The sequence below is a fragment of the Massilia endophytica genome (assembly GCF_021165955.1).
In the GTDB taxonomy this organism is placed as follows: domain Bacteria; phylum Pseudomonadota; class Gammaproteobacteria; order Burkholderiales; family Burkholderiaceae_D; genus Rugamonas; species Rugamonas endophytica.
Genome location: NZ_CP088952.1, coordinates 2557666 through 2572001 on the forward strand (window position 1 = coordinate 2557666; position 14336 = coordinate 2572001).

Below are 14336 nucleotides of genomic sequence, written 5' to 3' on the forward strand. Positions count from 1 at the left end.
GTGCGCCAGCCGCACGCGGCCTGGCGCACGAACTGCGCTCAGGATTGCTTGCGGCGGCGCGCAGCGGCGGCGCCCAGCAGGCCCAGGCCGCCCAGCAGCATGCCCCAGCTTTCCGGCTCCGGCACCGGCGTCACGTCGCGGCCGAACACGGTGAGGTTGGAGAAGCCCGGCGTGCTCTGGTTATTGCCGGTGAACCAGTCGATCTTCCAGGTGCCGTTCAGGGTGGCGCCCGCGCCGATGGTCTCATTGTCGAAGAGGAAGGCGCCCGCGCCGTTGCCCGCGTGGATGGCGAAGGCCAGGTCCAGCGTCACGCTGCTGGCGCCCGTGTTGCGGATGGTCCAGGTGCCCTGGGTGTCGGAGCCGCTGGCGTGGGTGAAGGTGAACTCGAAGCCGCTGTTGCCCTGGAAGCCGGAGCCGCCGTCCATTTTGTCCAGGATGGACCAGGCGCCGCTGCCATAGCTGTCGAAGCTGGTGCCGAAGCCGCTGGTGTCGCCCGGATGCGGGTTCCAGCCCGAGGCGAAGACGAAGGCGTCGGCGTTCTGGCCGTTCAGCGTCACGTCGTCCACGGAGGTATTGCCGACGTCGGTGCCGCCTGCCGCGTGGGCGCTGGCTGCCAGGATGAGGGTGGCTGCTGCCGCTGCTGCTTTGTGTGCAAACATCACTGTGCTTCTCCTTGTTCTGAGTTGTCGTTGGGACTGCAGAGCCAAATATATGGCTATTGCAGAGCCCGCCTGCGCACGCTACCTTTAGGAAATTAATGCGCAGCGACAACTCACAAGGAGATCAGTGGAAGGTGGGGCAGAGCTTGAGTACGGGCCTGGGCCGTGCGATGCGGGAACAGGCGTAAGGCTGGGAACGTTTGGCGGGTTCGCGCAGCACATAGTCGAAGCAGCGCTGGCGGTCCAGCAGTTCCACGCCCCATGCCAGCAAGGCCATGGTGCGGGTGGCGCCGCAGCCGGGCAGATGGCGCACCGAGCGCGCTACCTGGAAGCCGTCCAGATAGGCCAGGTCCAGGCTCAGCACCAGCACGGAAGGCGCGAAGCGTCGCGCCTTCTGCAAGGCCGTCAGGCCGTCGCGCGCGCACTCCACTTCGAAGCCCGATGAGCTGAACAGGTCGGCCAGCTGGGCGCATTCTCCCTGGTCGCTGCAGGCGATCAGGATGCGGTTCCCTGGCAGGAAAAGCGAGCTGGTCGTTAAGTCGTTCATGAGTCTTCCTCCACTACGAATGCCGATTCTGGCATGCGGCGCAGGCGATGGCGTAGGACAATCACTTGTGGCGCAGTCGGAAATCGCGCGGCAGCAAAAGGCGCTATGCTTGTCCGATTCTGCGAGGGAGGAACCATGAGCGACTTTTCCCTGCCTTTCCGCGACCGCGAACAGGCGGCGGTACTGCTGGCGGAACGCCTCAAGCACCTGCACGGCACCCGCCCCCTCGTGCTCGCCATTCCCCGTGGCGCCGTGCCCATGGCCGCCCTTATCGCCAAGCGCCTGCACGGCGAGCTGGACGTGGTTTTGGTCCGCAAAATACCGTCCGCCATCGATCCCGAACTTGCCGTTGGCGCCGTCGACGAACATGGCCACCGCGAGCTGGCGCCCTATTTCAACCGCACGCGCACCAGCATGGAATGGGTGGAAGTGCAGACGCGGGAGCAGCTGGAACTCATGCGCCGCCGCCGCGCCGCCTACGGCAGGCCACAGCCGGCCGATGCGCACGGCCGCGTGGTCGTGGTGGTGGACGACGGCCTCGCAACGGGCTCGACCATGGCAGCCGCGCTGCGCACCCTGCGCGGCCAGCGCCCCGCCTTGCTCGTGGCCGCCGTTCCCGTGGCCGCGCAGGATGCGCTGGACCTGATCGCGCCGCTGGCCGATGAGGTGGAATGCCTGGCAACTCCCATGAACTTCACGTCCGTGAGCCAGCACTACCAGGCTTTCCCGCAGGTGGAAGAATCCGAAGTGATCCGCTTGCTGGCGGGCTAGGCCAGGGCCGTATCGAGCACCATCATGAGGATGAAGCCGGCCACCACAGCGCAGGATGCGCTGGTGCTGTGGCCGTTGCGGTGCGCTTCCGGAATCACATCATGGCTGATGACGAAGAGCATGGCGCCCGCCGCCAGCGCGAGCCCCCAGGGCAGGAGGCTTCCCGCATACTCGATCATCACGGCCCCGCCCACGGCGGCAACCGGCTCGATGAGACCCGAGGCCACGCCCAGCATGGCCGGGAACACGCGGCCATAGCCCACGGTGCGCAGGGCCAGGGCCACCACCAGGCCCTCCGGCACGTCCTGGATGGAAATGCCGGTGGCCAGGCTGTGGGCCTTGGCCATGTCCACGCCCGCGTAGGCGACGCCGATGGCCAGCCCCTCCGGCAGGTTGTGGATGGCGACAGCGGCCACGAACAGCCAGGCCCGTTTCAGCGTGTCGCTGCGCGCCGCATCCACGGTGGCCAGCACGGCCTCCTGCCGGGCCACGCGGTCCAGCAGCAGCACCACGCCCATGCCGAGCAGGATGCCCGCGCCCACCGTGAGGCTGGCTTCGAAGGGTCCGGCTCCCCTGCCCTTGCTGGCGGCAATGGCGGGCACAACCAGCGAGAAGGCGGTGGCGGCGAGCATGACGCCCGCGCCGAAGCCGAGGAAGCCGTCATACGTGCGCTGCGAAAACTTCTGCGACAGCAGCACCGGCAGGGTGCCGAGTGCCGTCGCCAGGGCGGCCGTGGCGCCGCCCAGCAGCGCGCCATGAATCTTCGCGTCGAATGCCGCCGCATCGCTGGCGGCCTCCTGCATGAGAACGAGCAGGCCGCCCAGGCAGATGGCCGCGCCCAGCGCATAGCGCCAGGAAGGAAGCATGCGCGCGATATTCATGGATCAGTGCACCGTACCGGGAGCGCCGGGCTGCTTGCCCTTGCCCTTACTGCCTTTGGCCCCGTCAGGCGGCATCATCTGGCTCTCGTCGGTGGCGCCCAGCTCGGCGCCCGTGGTGGGGTCGGCCGAAGGGTCGGACATGGAACGCGATGCCATGGCATTGAGCAGGGCCGCGTCGTCCGCATCGAGCTGCACGCTGGCTTCGCCGCTGCCGCCGTCCACGCCCATCTGCTGGTCGCGGTCGCTGACCACCTGCCACTTGTCGCCGCTGTTCCAGGAACCGTTGAGCTCGGGGCCGCCCTGCGACATATTGAAGTAGACGCTGGCGAACTCCGGCATGCCCGGCATTTTACCCGGAGGGAAGTTCGGCTGGATCGAGTACAGGGCCTTCTCGAAGGACTTCTGGTGCGCCACTTCGCGCGTCATGAGAAAGCCCAGGGCCTCTTTCACGCCGGGATCGTCGGTCAAGTTGATCAGGCGCTCGTACACGATCTTGGCGCGCGCCTCGGCGGCAATGTTCGAACGCAGGTCGGCGGTGGGCTCGCCGATGGTGTCGATATAGGCGGCCGTCCAGGGCACGCCTGCCGAATTGGTGAGCGGTGCGCCCGCGCCATACAGCACCTGGGTCAGGTGGCTGTCGTTGCCCGCGCCGGTGATCGAACGGTAGAGCTCGCCTTCCTTGTCCACGCCTTCGGCCAGGCGGCCCTTGGCGCCCTTGTTCAGCATGACCACGATGTGGCCGATCACTTCCAGGTGGCTGAGCTCTTCGGTCGCAATGTCGAAGAGCATGTCGCGCCGTCCGGGATCGTCCTCGGCCAGGGCCTGGGTGAAATAGCGGCAGGCCGCGGCGAGCTCGCCTTGCGGTCCGCCGAACTGTTCGAGCATGAGGTTGGCCAGGCCCGGATTCGGCTCGCTGACGCGCACCGTGTACTGCAATCGCTTGTTGTGAGCAAACATTATTCCCCCTCCTTCACTGTGAATGAAAGTCGAGGAGTCATGATGGCGTTTTCAGCGGCTTACGAACATAGGAATTCTGCGGCGGGCCGTGTAGGACTTCGCCAGCAAGGCCAGCAACAAGCTAGCGGGGAAGCAGGTGATCGATCTCGTCGCACAGGTCGTCGATGGCGATGGGCTTGGTGAGGTACGCCGAAAAGCCTGCGTCCAGCGCGCACTGCACGTCCGTCTCGCGCCCCAGCCCGCTGGCCGCAATGGCCGGCAGCGAAGCCAGCGCGGGCCGGCTGCGGGCGGCGCGGATGAATTCGTAGCCGTCCATGTCCTGCATGGCGATGTCCGACACGATAAGATCCACCCGCTCGCGCTCCAGAATCGCCAGCCCGTCGCGCGCCGAGGCTGCCGGCAAGACCTGCGCCCCCTCCAGTTCCAGCACGGTCTTGAACATGATGAGCGAGTCTTCCATATCGTCCACCAGCAGCACATGCAGCCCGGCCAGACGCGCGCCGGTTGCCGCGCTGCGTCCGTGCTGCTCTTCATCCCCGCACTGGACCATCGGCAGCCACAGGCTGAAGCGGCTGCCCAGGCCGATGCCTGCGGAGGCCGCTTCGACCCGGCCGCCATGCAGCTCGACGATATGGCGCACCAGGGCCAGCCCGATGCCCAGCCCGCGCTTGCTGCGCACGGCGGTGGCATCGCCTTGCCCGTACATGGCGAAGATCTGCGGCAGGTATTCGGGCGCAATGCCCGCGCCGGTATCGCTGACGTCTAGCCGCGCCCAGCCGCCTTCCGCATACAGGCATAGATCGATGCTGCCCCCTGCTGGAGTGAACTTCACCGCATTGCTCAGCAGGTTGAGCAGGACCTGCTCCATGCGCACCATGTCCGCCCTGACCATCAACGGGGCTGGCGGCGGCTGGTAGCGCAGGTGCAGGGAGTGCACCATGGGATCCTCCTGCAGCGTGTCCACCAGCTTGGCGGCGATGGACGCGAGGTCCACATCGCGCAGGCACAGCGACAGCTTGCCCGTGCTCAGGCGGGAAATATCCAGCAGGTCGTCGATGATCTTGGCCTGGCTGGCCACGAGGTCGCGGATCTGGTCCACCGCGCGCACGGCCGAAGCTGCCTGCTGCACTTCGGGCAGGCGCGACAGCAGCTCCGCGTTGATATTGATGAGATTCAGGGGATGGCGCAGCTCGTGCGACATCACGGCCAGGAACTCGTCCTTGATGGCGCTGGCGCTCCCGGCCTGCGTGGCGCCCTGGCTGCGCGACACGAAGGCGTAGCCGTCCTTGTCCAGGGGGGTCATGACGTCCAGGCAGAACAGGCGGCAGCCGTTCCTGTTCATATGCCAGCGGCCGTTCTCGGCGCGGCCCTGCTCGCGCGCCTGGCGCATGCTGGCCGCCGGCTCACCCGCCGCGCAGTCCTCGCCGGTAAAGATGAAGCCGATGGGACGACCCAGCGCCTCATCTTCCGCATAGCCGAAGGCGCGCTCGGCCCCGCGGTTCCAGGCGGTGACCTTGCCGCCCGCGTCCGCTGTGACGATGGCCACTTCCTCGATGCATTCGGCCGCACGGCGCAGCCATTCCTTGCGCGCTGCATCGGCTTCCCGGCCGCATATGGCAGGCTGCCCTGTCTCCTGGAATAGAACAAGGTTGGCCGGGAGGGCAGCCGCCCCGCTGGTGAGTGCCATAAAAGGGACCGTATCGAGTATCCGTTCCTTACAGTCTACGCCGACGCTGCAGGGCTGCAAGCAAGCACGGCCCTGATGTTCCGCTGTGCGGAATGCCGTTTTACAAAACCGTTGACATCGCCACAAGAGCACGCCACACTCCGGCTATGGACGACATGGAAACGTTCGACGAAGACAAGGACCGGCAGTTCGTCAACGCGCTGGCGCGGGGGCTGGAACTGCTGCGCTGCTTCCGTCCCGGCGAAGTCTTCCTGTCCAACGCCGAACTGGCGCGGCGCTGCTCCCTTGCCAAGCCCACCGTGACGCGCCTGACCTATACCCTCACCCGCCTGGGCTACCTGCACTACTCGGAAGCGCAGGGAAAATACCAGCTCGGGCCGGGCGTGCTGGCACTGGGCTACCGCATGCTTTCCACCCTCGACCTGCGCGCCATGGCCCGGCCGCTGATGGCCGAACTGGCCGAATATGCGCAGGCTTCGGTATCGCTCGGCGCGCGCGACCGTCTCAAGATGGTCTACCTGGAGACCTGCCGCAGCAGCGCCAACGTCACGCTGCGGCTGGATGTCGGCTCGCGCATTCCGCTCGCCACCACCGCCATGGGCAAGGCCCTCCTGTGCGCCCTGCCCCAGCCGGAGCGCGACTACCTGATGGACCATATGCGCCGCAAGGACAAGGAGCTCTGGCCGAAGGTGAAGGCGGGTATCGAACAGGGCTTCCGCGACTACCAGGACCGCGGCTTCACCATCTCCGCTGGCGAATGGCAGAACGACGTGCATGCCGTGGGCGTACCGGTGCTGGACGTGAACGGCGAACAGCTCATGGCCTTCAACTGCGGCGGACCCGCCTTCCTGCTGCCGCGCGAACGGCTGGAGGAAGACCTGGGACCGCGCCTCGCCAGGCTGGCGAGGACTATCGACAGCAATCTGGGAAGAATATGATCCGCGACGAAGAAACCCTCAATCTCCTGCTCGACAGCATCCGCCGCTTCGTGCGCGAAGTGCTGGTGCCGAATGAACAGGAGGTGGCCGACAGCGACGAGATTCCGCCCGCCGTGGTGGCGCAGATGCGCGAACTGGGCCTCTTCGGCCTTTCCATTCCGGAAGCCTACGGAGGCCTGGCGCTAACGATGGAAGAAGAAGTGCGCGTGGCCTTCGAGATCGCGCGCACCTCGCCCGCCTTCCGCTCCCTGATCGGCACCAACAACGGCATCGGCTCGCAGGGCATTGTCATCGACGGTACAGAGGAACAGAAACAGCGCTATCTGCCGCGCCTTGCTGCGGGGGAGATCATCGGTTCCTTTGCGCTCACCGAGCCGGAGTCGGGCTCGGACGCCGCCTCGCTGCGCACCAGCGCAGTACGCGATGGCGATTACTACGTCCTGAACGGCACCAAGCGCTTCATCACCAATGCGCCGGAAGCGGGCATCTATACCGTGATGGCCCGCACCGACCCGGCAAAGCGCGGCGCAGGCGCCATTTCCGCCTTCATCGTGGAACGCGGCACGCCCGGCCTATCACTGGGCAAAACGGACCGCAAGATGGGCCAGCGCGGCGCGCACACCTGCGACGTGATCTTCGAAAACTGCCGCGTCCCTGCGGCCAACCTTATCGGCGGCAAGGAAGGCGTGGGCTTCAAGACGGCCATGAAGGTGCTGGACAAGGGACGCCTGCACATTGCGGCCGTCTGCGTGGGCGCGGCCGAACGGATGCTGGAAGATGCGCTGGCCTACGCCATGGAGCGCCGCCAGTTCGGCCAGCCGATTGCGGACTTCCAGCTGATCCAGGCGATGCTGGCCGACAGCAAGACCGAGATCTACGCAGCGAAATGCATGGTGCTGGACGCGGCGCGCCGCCGCGACCTGGGCGAGGACGTGAGCACGGAAGCCTCCTGCTGCAAGCTGTTCGCCTCCGAAATGTGCGGCCGCGTGGCAGACCGCTCGGTGCAGATCCACGGCGGGGCGGGCTACGTGTCCGACTACGCGGCCGAACGCTTCTACCGCGACGTGCGCCTCTTCCGCATCTACGAGGGCACCAGCCAGATCCAGCAGCTGGTCATTGCCCGCAACATGATCAAGGCGGCGCAACCGTGATCGACTTGCAGGCCCTCCCCGCGCGCATCAGCGCCATTCCCTGCCGCTGGGCGGAAGTGGCGCCCCACGCGCCTGCCCTGCACGAAGACGGGCGAACGGTCAGCTACGCGGAATTATGGGCAGCGATCCAGGCGACTGCGGAAGGCCTGCGCGCGCAGGGCATAAGGCCTGGCGACCGCCTCATGCTGGTGAGCGAGAACTGCGCTGCCCAGGTGGCGCTGATCTTCGCGGCGTCCCTGTGCGACGCCTGGATAGTGCTCGTCAACGCACGCCTGTCGGCGCGCGAGGTGGACCAGATCCGCAGCCATTCGGGCGCGCGGCGCGTCGTCTACACCAGCGCAGTATCGGCCGAAGCCCGCGCTCATGGCGAGCGCCATGGCGCTCTTTCAGGCGCCGCTCCTTTTGGCGGCAGCTGGATGCTTGGCCCGCTCAGCGAAGAATGCCAGCCGGAGCCCGTGGCGGCAGCGGGCGAAGCGCAGCCTGCGGCGCTGATCTACACCACCGGCACCACGGGCCAGCCCAAGGGCGTGATGCTCTCGCACCGCAACCTGCTTTTCATTGCCGCCGTGTCGAGCCAACTGCGCGGACTGGCGCCGCAGGACCGCGCCTATGGCGTGCTGCCCATCACGCATGTGTACGGCCTCGCTTCCGTCATGCTCGGCACCCTCTACGCTGGCGCGAGCCTTCAGCTTGTGCCGCGCTTTTCCGCCGAAGCCCTGCTGTCCACGCTGCGCGAAGGCCGCCTGACCATCCTGCAGGGGGTTCCGGCCATGTATGCCCGCCTGCTGGAGCTGCAGGGCGGGCAGCCGCTGCGCACGGCGCTGCGCTTCATCTATGCGGGCGGTTCTCCCCTCGCGCCAAGCCTGAAAGCGGACGTGGAAAAGCTGCTAGGGCTTCCCCTGCACAATGGCTACGGCATGACGGAGAGCTCGCCCACCATCAGCCAGACCAGGCTCGATGCGCCGCGCAGCGACACCTCCGTGGGCTTTGCCATTCCCGGCGTGGAAACGCGCGTCGTCGACGAAGCGGGAAACGAAGCAAGGGCTGGCGAGGCTGGTGAACTGTGGGTGCGCGGGCCGAACGTCATGCTCGGCTACTACCGCGAACCTGAGCTGACCCAGGCTGTCATGCGCCCTGGCGGCTGGCTGAATACCGGCGACATGGCGCGGCAGGAGGCGGACGGCGCCCTCTTCATCGTAGGGCGCACGAAGGAGCTGATCATCCGCTCCGGCTTCAACGTCTACCCGCTGGAAGTGGAGACCGTGCTGAATGCCCACCCCGCCGTGAGCCAGTCCGCCGTGGTGGGCCGCTCCGCTCCGGACGGGAACGAGGAAGTGGTGGCCTTCGTGGAGCTTGACCCGCGCCACACAGTGCGCGACGATGAACTCCGCGCCTGGCTGGCGCGCTCGCTGTCCCCCTACAAATGCCCGAGCGAAATCGTGGTGATGCCCGCACTGCCCGCAGCATCCACGGGGAAGATTCTGAAAGGCCAGCTGCGGCAGCTGGCGCAGGACATGCCGCGTTCGACCTCATGACAAGCAAGGAGACAAAGCAATGAACAACACATTCAAACGCCTCGCCCTCGCCGCAGCGCTGGCCGCCGGACTCGCCAGCGCCCATGCCGAGGAATTCCTGGTCGGCGCGGAGCTGCCCCTTACCGGCTCCCTGGCCCGCGTGGGCGCGGGCATGCAGGAAGGGATCATGGTGGCCGCCGAGGTCTTCAACCGCAACAGCAAACACAAGATCAAAATCGCCACCGTGGACGACGAATCCGCGCCTGCCAAGGCGATTGCCGCCGTCGAGAAGCTGGCCAGCCAGGGCGCGGTGGCGATCACCGGCGGCTACGGATCGAACAATATCGCTCCGGCCTCCGACGCGGCGAACAAGCTGGGCATCGTCTACATCACCTCCGGCGGGGTGGACGACAGCCTCGTCTCCAGCGGGCGCAAGAACTTCTTCCGCATTAATAACACGGCAGGTTACGAGAAGGCCGTTCTGGGCCTGTTCAGCGACATGGGCGTGAAGAAGGTGTCCATCATCTATTCGACCAAGGACGCCACCTCCGACCTGGCCAAATCGGTCCAGAAGGCGCTGGAAGCCAAGGGCGTCGCCGTGGCGGAGCATTCCTTCGACCCCGCCATCACCGACTTCAAGCCCATCGTCAACAAGGTGCGCCTGCAGGACAAGCCGGACGTGATCTTCATGGTGGGCTACGAGAACGACTATGTCGGCATCCTGCGCGCGGCGCGCGTGCTGAAGCCGCAGGTGAAGGCCATGGTGGGCGTATGGTCGCTGGCGACGCCAAAGATGGCCGCCGAATTCCCCGACCTTATGCCCAATGTCTACGGTACCGCCCTTCTGCCCTTCCCCGCCACGTTCACAACGGAAGACGGCAAGAACTTCGCCGACACCTACAAGAAGATGTACAACAAGGAGCCGGACTACCTGGGCCAGTTCGGCTACGTGCAGTCCATGCTGCTGTTCGAGGCCATCGCGCGCGCGGCCGACAAGGGCACGGTGAAGAAAGGCGGCATCGCCGAAGAGCTGCGCAAGACCGACCGCGACACCCTGATCGGCCGCGTGCAGTTCGGCGCCAACGGCGACAACCTGAACTTCAGCCACCGCATGGGCCAGCACCAGGGCAAGAACATCGTGATCGTGTGGCCCAAGGAGCACGCCACCGGAAAGATGGCCTATCCGGCCCTTCCCTGGTAAGGCGGCGGCATGGGGGAACTGATCGCGCAAGCCCTGTATTCGGGCCTGCTGCAAGGCGGCTCGTACGCGCTCATTGCGCTGGGATTGGCGCTGGTGTTCGGCACCATGCGCATCATTAATCTCGCCCACGGAGAACTGGTGCTGCTGGCGGCCTATATCGCCTATACCATGGAGTCGAAGCTCGGCCTCGGGCCCGTGGCGGCGATTCCTGTGGCGCTTGTGGTGGTGTGCGTTGCCTCCAGCACCGTCTATCTGCTGGTCAGCCGCATTCGCGAGGACCGCGAGATCAATTCTCTGATCCTTACCTTCGGCATCGGTGTCATTCTTACCAACCTGATTCTGCTGGTCTGGTCCGCCGACGTGCGCTCCACCAGTTCCAGCTGGCTGCAAGAAGCCTTCGTCCTCGGTCCCCTTTACAGCATGCGCAGCGAAGTGCTGTTCTTCGGCGTCAGCCTGGCGATGATGGGAGGCCTGTGGTGGTGGCTCTCGCGCAGCTGGTACGGCCGCGCGGTGCGTGCCGTGTCCAGCAACCGCGACGCGGCGAAGCTGATGGGCATCGATCCCGGACGCACCGAGCTTGTGTCCTTCATTGTGGCGGGCGTGCTGGCCGCCTTCGCCGGCGTTGCGCTGTTCAGCTACGGCGTCATTCAGCCTGCCTACGGCGCGGCGCTCACGGTCAAGGCTTTCATCATCACCGTGCTGGCAGGCGTAGGCTCCATTCCCGGCGTGCTGCTGGGCGCCGTCCTGCTTGGCGTAGCCGAAGCGCTGACGGTGACGCTGGCCAGTTCCGCCCTGCAGGAACTGGCGGGCATGGCCCTCTTCCTGCTGGTGCTGTTCGTCATGCCCAATGGGCTCTTCGGCGCGGCCGGGAGGCGAGGATGAACAGGATTGCCATCGCGGCGCTGCTGGGCGCCTATGTGCTGGTGCCCTTGCTGCTCGGGTCCAATAACTACGTCATGAGCCTGATCGTCGCTGCGCTGGTGATCGGCGGCGTGGCGCTGGCCTGGGCGCTGCTCGGCAACCTCGGGGGCATGGTGAGTTTCGGTCATTCCGCTTTCGTTGGCGTGGGCGCCTATACCTCCGCGCTCCTGACTCTCAAGGCCGGGCTGCCCGTGCTTGCAGGCTTGCTGGCAGGCGGCATCGGCGCTGCCGTGGCAGCGCTCGCGATGCTGCCGGTGCTGCGGCTGCGCGGCCCCTACTTCGCGCTGGCCATTCTCGCCTATGCGCATATCTTCAAGATTCTGGCCACGGAATGGAGCACGGTCACGGGCGGTGCTGGCGGCGTGTCGAACATCCCTTCCTTCCCGGTGCTTGCAGGCGTGGACTTCGGCACCAAGACCGGCGCCTACTTCATCGGCCTCACCATCGTTACGCTGTTCGCCTTCGCCTACCAGCGCATCCGCGCCAGCCACTACGGCATTGCATTGCGCGCCATGCACGGCAGCGAGGACGCGACACGTGTGGTGGGCGTCAACAGCACGCTGCTGAAAGCGGCCATGCTGCTGGTATCGGCCTTTATGGCGGGGGTGATGGGGGCCTTCAATGCGCACTACATCAATTTCCTCGAACCGGATTACGCCTTTGCGGGCCTGTGGGTCACGCTGCCCATCGTGGCGGCCATTTTCGGCGGCTACCGCACCATTGCCGGGCCGCTGCTGGGCGCGATGGTGGTCTACCTCGTCGACCAGCTGGTGTTCAAGTCCCTGATCCCCACGGGCCACCAGCTCGTGCTTGGCGCGCTGCTGGTGGCGATGATCATCTTCAGCCCGCGCGGCCTGCTGCCGCTCCTGCGAGGCAAGAAACATGCTTGAACTGGACAATCTCTCCGTGCGCTTCGGCGGCCTCACGGCCGTCAATACCGTTTCGCTGAAAGTGGGCAGCGAGGACGTGGTGGGACTGGTCGGCCCGAATGGCGCAGGCAAGACCACGCTCTTCAACGCCATTTCGGGGCTGGTTCGCCCCAGCAGCGGCGCCATCTCCTTCCATGGCAAAAGCATCCTGCGCACCCCCATGCACCAGCGGGCCCGCCTCGGCATCGGCCGCACCTTCCAGATTCCCCAGCCCATGCACGAGCTGACCGTGCGGGAGAACCTCATCGTGGCCCAGCGCTTCGGCACCGGCAAGGTGAACGAACGCCGCATCGACGAGGTGCTGGACTTCACCGGCCTTGCGGACAAGGCGGAGCGCCATGCGGCCACCGAACTGGCGCTGACCGAACTGAAGGCGCTCGAAGTGGCCAAGGCGCTCGCCACGAACCCCTCTCTCCTGCTGCTGGACGAAGTGCTGGCCGGACTCGAAACGCACGGCAAACGGCGCTTCATGGGCATGCTGAAGGACCTGCATGCGCGTTTCAAGGTGGGCATCCTCATCATCGAGCACGATATCGAGACCATCAGCGCCCTGTGCCCGCGCGTGGCCGTGCTGAATTTCGGCCAGCTGATCGCGGACGGCGCTCCGGACGCCGTCTTCCGCGATCCCGAAGTGGTTCGGAGCTATACCGGAGCTGCCCATGCTTGAACTGCTCAATGTATGCGCAGGCTACGGCGCCATCAATGTGCTGTGGGACGTATCGCTCACGATGGCGCGCGGCCAGCTCACCACCATCATCGGCCCCAACGGCGCGGGCAAGACGACGCTCCTGCGCGCCATCATGGGCCTGCTGCCGCTCACGAACGGCGAAATCCGCCTCGACGGCCAGCGCATCGACAGCACGCCCGCCTGGCGCATGTCCGACGCGGGCGTGGCCATGATTCCTGAAGGCCGCATGGTGTTCCGCGACATGAGCGTGGAAGAAAACCTCATCATGGGCGCCTTCAACAGGGCGCACCGCGCACACGTGAAGCAGCGGCTGGAATCGTCCTACGACATGTTCCCACGCCTGCGCGAGCGCCGCAGGCAGCTGGCCGGATCGCTTTCGGGCGGCGAGGCGCAGATGCTGGCCATGGCGCGCGGCCTCATGTCCGACCCGCGCCTGCTGATCGTGGACGAGCCTTCGCTTGGCCTGGCGCCCGTGGTGGTGACGGAACTGTTCGAGATTCTGAAGCGCCTGAAGCAGGACGGCCGCACCATTGTGCTGGTGGAGCAGAACACGGAACGCGCAGTGGGCGTGGCCGATCACGTCTACCTCATGCAGGGCGGAAAAGCCGTACTCTCCCAGCCCGCCTCCGAAACCGACCTTGCGCAGCTGCACGAAGCCTATTTCGCGCGCTGAGACTTCCAGTATTCCAGCGGCGGTTTGCCCACCAGCGCCGTGAAGTGGCGCGTGAGGTGGGACTGGTCGAAGAAACCCAGTTCCAGCGCCAATTCGGTCAGGTCCGGCGTGCCAGGCCGCGCCAGGCGCCACATGGCTTCCTGAAGCCGGAAACGCTGCACCACCCATTTGGGCGGCACGCCAACATAGTCATGGAAGAGGCGCTGCAGGCCCCTTTCGCTCACGCCCGCCACCTGCGCCAGCTCGGCGACCGACACGGGACCGTGTTCCGCCTCCGCCGCCTTCACGGCGGCTTCCGCATGCGCCACACGCGGATCGGGGGCGCTGCGGCGAGCCAGGGGTGCAAGGAACTCCTCGGCCACTGCGATCATTCCCGGGTCATCCGGCTGCGCCAGCACTGCCTTTTCCGCGCAGGCGCCGTCGATGCCGAAGGCCTCATCCAGCGTCACCGTGCGGCCGCTCAGCGAAGATACGGGGCCCGAGAGCCAGGGACGCAGGCCTCCGGGCCGGAACCGTGCACCGAGCACTCGGCCCTCGCCCTCAAGATGCTTGTCGAATGGCCCCTGCACCACGCCGTAGAGGCCTGTCAGACCAGGCTCGAAGGCAATGTGCGCGTTGGGGTAAGGCAGCACGCGCTGGGTCTGCGGCTCGCGTCCCCGCATGTCCCATTCCACGATCCAGAAGAACTCCACGAAAGGCGCCAACGCCGCTGACGGAGCGTGCCTGCGCACTGCGAAGCGCTGCGCTGCCCCGGCCGGGTCCACAATGCCTTTCGCGCTGTCGTTTTTTTCCAATCCTTGCCTGCACGGTGTTATTAGA

General features: G+C 66.2%; 15 protein-coding genes. 9 read left to right on the top strand and 6 right to left on the bottom strand.

Annotation, left to right across the window (positions count from 1 at the left end):
• Window positions 1–38: 38 nt before the first annotated feature.
• Together LSQ66_RS11420 and LSQ66_RS11425 are read right to left on the bottom strand one after the other, a co-directional pair.
• Window positions 39–659, bottom strand: a complete 621-nt coding sequence (locus LSQ66_RS11420; protein WP_231769897.1) for a PEP-CTERM sorting domain-containing protein — start codon at window positions 657–659, stop codon at window positions 39–41.
• Between the two features lie 124 nt (window positions 660–783).
• Window positions 784–1206: a response regulator gene (locus LSQ66_RS11425; RefSeq protein WP_231769898.1), complete on the bottom strand. Its 423-nt coding sequence runs from the start codon at window positions 1204–1206 to the stop codon at window positions 784–786.
• 135 nt (window positions 1207–1341) lie between these two features.
• Between LSQ66_RS11425 and LSQ66_RS11430 the strand changes: the two genes are divergently transcribed.
• Complete coding sequence (locus LSQ66_RS11430; RefSeq protein WP_231769899.1) at window positions 1342–1977, top strand: phosphoribosyltransferase; 636 nt, start codon at window positions 1342–1344, stop codon at window positions 1975–1977.
• On the opposite strand, the gene LSQ66_RS11435 is transcribed toward LSQ66_RS11430, so the two are convergent.
• From LSQ66_RS11435 to LSQ66_RS11445, 3 genes are all read right to left on the bottom strand, one after another.
• A complete protein-coding gene (locus LSQ66_RS11435; protein ID WP_231769900.1) occupies window positions 1974–2858 on the bottom strand; it encodes a ZIP family metal transporter in 885 nt (294 codons plus the stop codon). The two genes, LSQ66_RS11430 and LSQ66_RS11435, sit on opposite strands and share 4 nt — an antisense overlap.
• A gap of 3 nt (window positions 2859–2861) precedes the next feature.
• Entirely contained in the window at window positions 2862–3815 is a 954-nt protein-coding gene (locus LSQ66_RS11440; RefSeq protein ID WP_231769901.1) for a manganese catalase family protein, read from the bottom strand.
• Between the two features lie 121 nt (window positions 3816–3936).
• A complete protein-coding gene (locus tag LSQ66_RS11445; protein WP_231769902.1) occupies window positions 3937–5502 on the bottom strand; it encodes a hybrid sensor histidine kinase/response regulator in 1566 nt (521 codons plus the stop codon).
• Window positions 5503–5648: 146 nt separating this feature from the next.
• On the opposite strand from LSQ66_RS11445, the gene LSQ66_RS11450 reads away from it, so the two are divergent.
• Genes LSQ66_RS11450 through LSQ66_RS11485 form a run of 8 tightly spaced genes read left to right on the top strand, consistent with a single transcriptional unit; the run spans window position 5649 to window position 13517 of the window.
• A complete protein-coding gene (locus tag LSQ66_RS11450) occupies window positions 5649–6440 on the top strand; it encodes an IclR family transcriptional regulator (protein WP_231769903.1) in 792 nt (263 codons plus the stop codon).
• Window positions 6437–7591, top strand: a complete 1155-nt coding sequence (locus LSQ66_RS11455) for an acyl-CoA dehydrogenase family protein (protein WP_231769904.1) — start codon at window positions 6437–6439, stop codon at window positions 7589–7591. Before LSQ66_RS11450 ends, LSQ66_RS11455 begins: the two co-directional genes overlap by 4 nt.
• Window positions 7588–9126 (top strand): class I adenylate-forming enzyme family protein, encoded by a 1539-nt coding sequence (locus tag LSQ66_RS11460; protein WP_407659614.1) that lies wholly within the window; start codon window positions 7588–7590, stop codon window positions 9124–9126. Before LSQ66_RS11455 ends, LSQ66_RS11460 begins: the two co-directional genes overlap by 4 nt.
• A 19-nt stretch (window positions 9127–9145) precedes the next feature.
• Window positions 9146–10306: an ABC transporter substrate-binding protein gene (locus LSQ66_RS11465; protein ID WP_231769905.1), complete on the top strand. Its 1161-nt coding sequence runs from the start codon at window positions 9146–9148 to the stop codon at window positions 10304–10306.
• A 9-nt stretch (window positions 10307–10315) separates the two neighbouring features.
• Complete coding sequence (locus LSQ66_RS11470) at window positions 10316–11188, top strand: branched-chain amino acid ABC transporter permease (RefSeq protein ID WP_231769906.1); 873 nt, start codon at window positions 10316–10318, stop codon at window positions 11186–11188.
• The gene (locus tag LSQ66_RS11475; RefSeq protein ID WP_231769907.1) at window positions 11185–12117 is read left to right on the top strand and encodes a branched-chain amino acid ABC transporter permease; all 933 of its coding nucleotides are present in this window, start codon (window positions 11185–11187) and stop codon (window positions 12115–12117) included. The genes LSQ66_RS11470 and LSQ66_RS11475 overlap by 4 nt, the downstream gene beginning before the upstream one ends.
• Complete coding sequence (locus LSQ66_RS11480) at window positions 12110–12823, top strand: ABC transporter ATP-binding protein (protein WP_231769908.1); 714 nt, start codon at window positions 12110–12112, stop codon at window positions 12821–12823. Before LSQ66_RS11475 ends, LSQ66_RS11480 begins: the two co-directional genes overlap by 8 nt.
• Window positions 12816–13517, top strand: a complete 702-nt coding sequence (locus LSQ66_RS11485; protein WP_231769909.1) for an ABC transporter ATP-binding protein — start codon at window positions 12816–12818, stop codon at window positions 13515–13517. The genes LSQ66_RS11480 and LSQ66_RS11485 overlap by 8 nt, the downstream gene beginning before the upstream one ends.
• Here the strand turns inward: LSQ66_RS11485 and LSQ66_RS11490 are convergent.
• Complete coding sequence (locus LSQ66_RS11490; RefSeq protein ID WP_231769910.1) at window positions 13502–14311, bottom strand: helix-turn-helix domain-containing protein; 810 nt, start codon at window positions 14309–14311, stop codon at window positions 13502–13504. The genes LSQ66_RS11485 and LSQ66_RS11490 overlap by 16 nt on opposite strands.
• Window positions 14312–14336: the final 25 nt, after the last annotated feature.

What these genes read in the sequence shown, in the direction of transcription:
- LSQ66_RS11440 (WP_231769901.1), bottom strand. Translation starts at nt 3,815, where the DNA reads ATGTTTGCTCACAACAAGCGATTGCAGTACACGGTGCGCGTCAGCGAG.
- LSQ66_RS11430 (WP_231769899.1), top strand. Translation starts at nt 1,342, where the DNA reads ATGAGCGACTTTTCCCTGCCTTTCCGCGACCGCGAACAGGCGGCGGTA.
- LSQ66_RS11485 (WP_231769909.1), top strand. Translation starts at nt 12,816, where the DNA reads ATGCTTGAACTGCTCAATGTATGCGCAGGCTACGGCGCCATCAATGTG.
- LSQ66_RS11420 (WP_231769897.1), bottom strand. Translation starts at nt 659, where the DNA reads ATGTTTGCACACAAAGCAGCAGCGGCAGCAGCCACCCTCATCCTGGCA.
- LSQ66_RS11450 (WP_231769903.1), top strand. Translation starts at nt 5,649, where the DNA reads ATGGACGACATGGAAACGTTCGACGAAGACAAGGACCGGCAGTTCGTC.
- LSQ66_RS11435 (WP_231769900.1), bottom strand. Translation starts at nt 2,858, where the DNA reads ATGAATATCGCGCGCATGCTTCCTTCCTGGCGCTATGCGCTGGGCGCG.
- LSQ66_RS11455 (WP_231769904.1), top strand. Translation starts at nt 6,437, where the DNA reads ATGATCCGCGACGAAGAAACCCTCAATCTCCTGCTCGACAGCATCCGC.
- LSQ66_RS11445 (WP_231769902.1), bottom strand. Translation starts at nt 5,502, where the DNA reads ATGGCACTCACCAGCGGGGCGGCTGCCCTCCCGGCCAACCTTGTTCTA.
- LSQ66_RS11480 (WP_231769908.1), top strand. Translation starts at nt 12,110, where the DNA reads ATGCTTGAACTGGACAATCTCTCCGTGCGCTTCGGCGGCCTCACGGCC.
- LSQ66_RS11470 (WP_231769906.1), top strand. Translation starts at nt 10,316, where the DNA reads ATGGGGGAACTGATCGCGCAAGCCCTGTATTCGGGCCTGCTGCAAGGC.
- LSQ66_RS11425 (WP_231769898.1), bottom strand. Translation starts at nt 1,206, where the DNA reads ATGAACGACTTAACGACCAGCTCGCTTTTCCTGCCAGGGAACCGCATC.
- LSQ66_RS11475 (WP_231769907.1), top strand. Translation starts at nt 11,185, where the DNA reads ATGAACAGGATTGCCATCGCGGCGCTGCTGGGCGCCTATGTGCTGGTG.
- LSQ66_RS11465 (WP_231769905.1), top strand. Translation starts at nt 9,146, where the DNA reads ATGAACAACACATTCAAACGCCTCGCCCTCGCCGCAGCGCTGGCCGCC.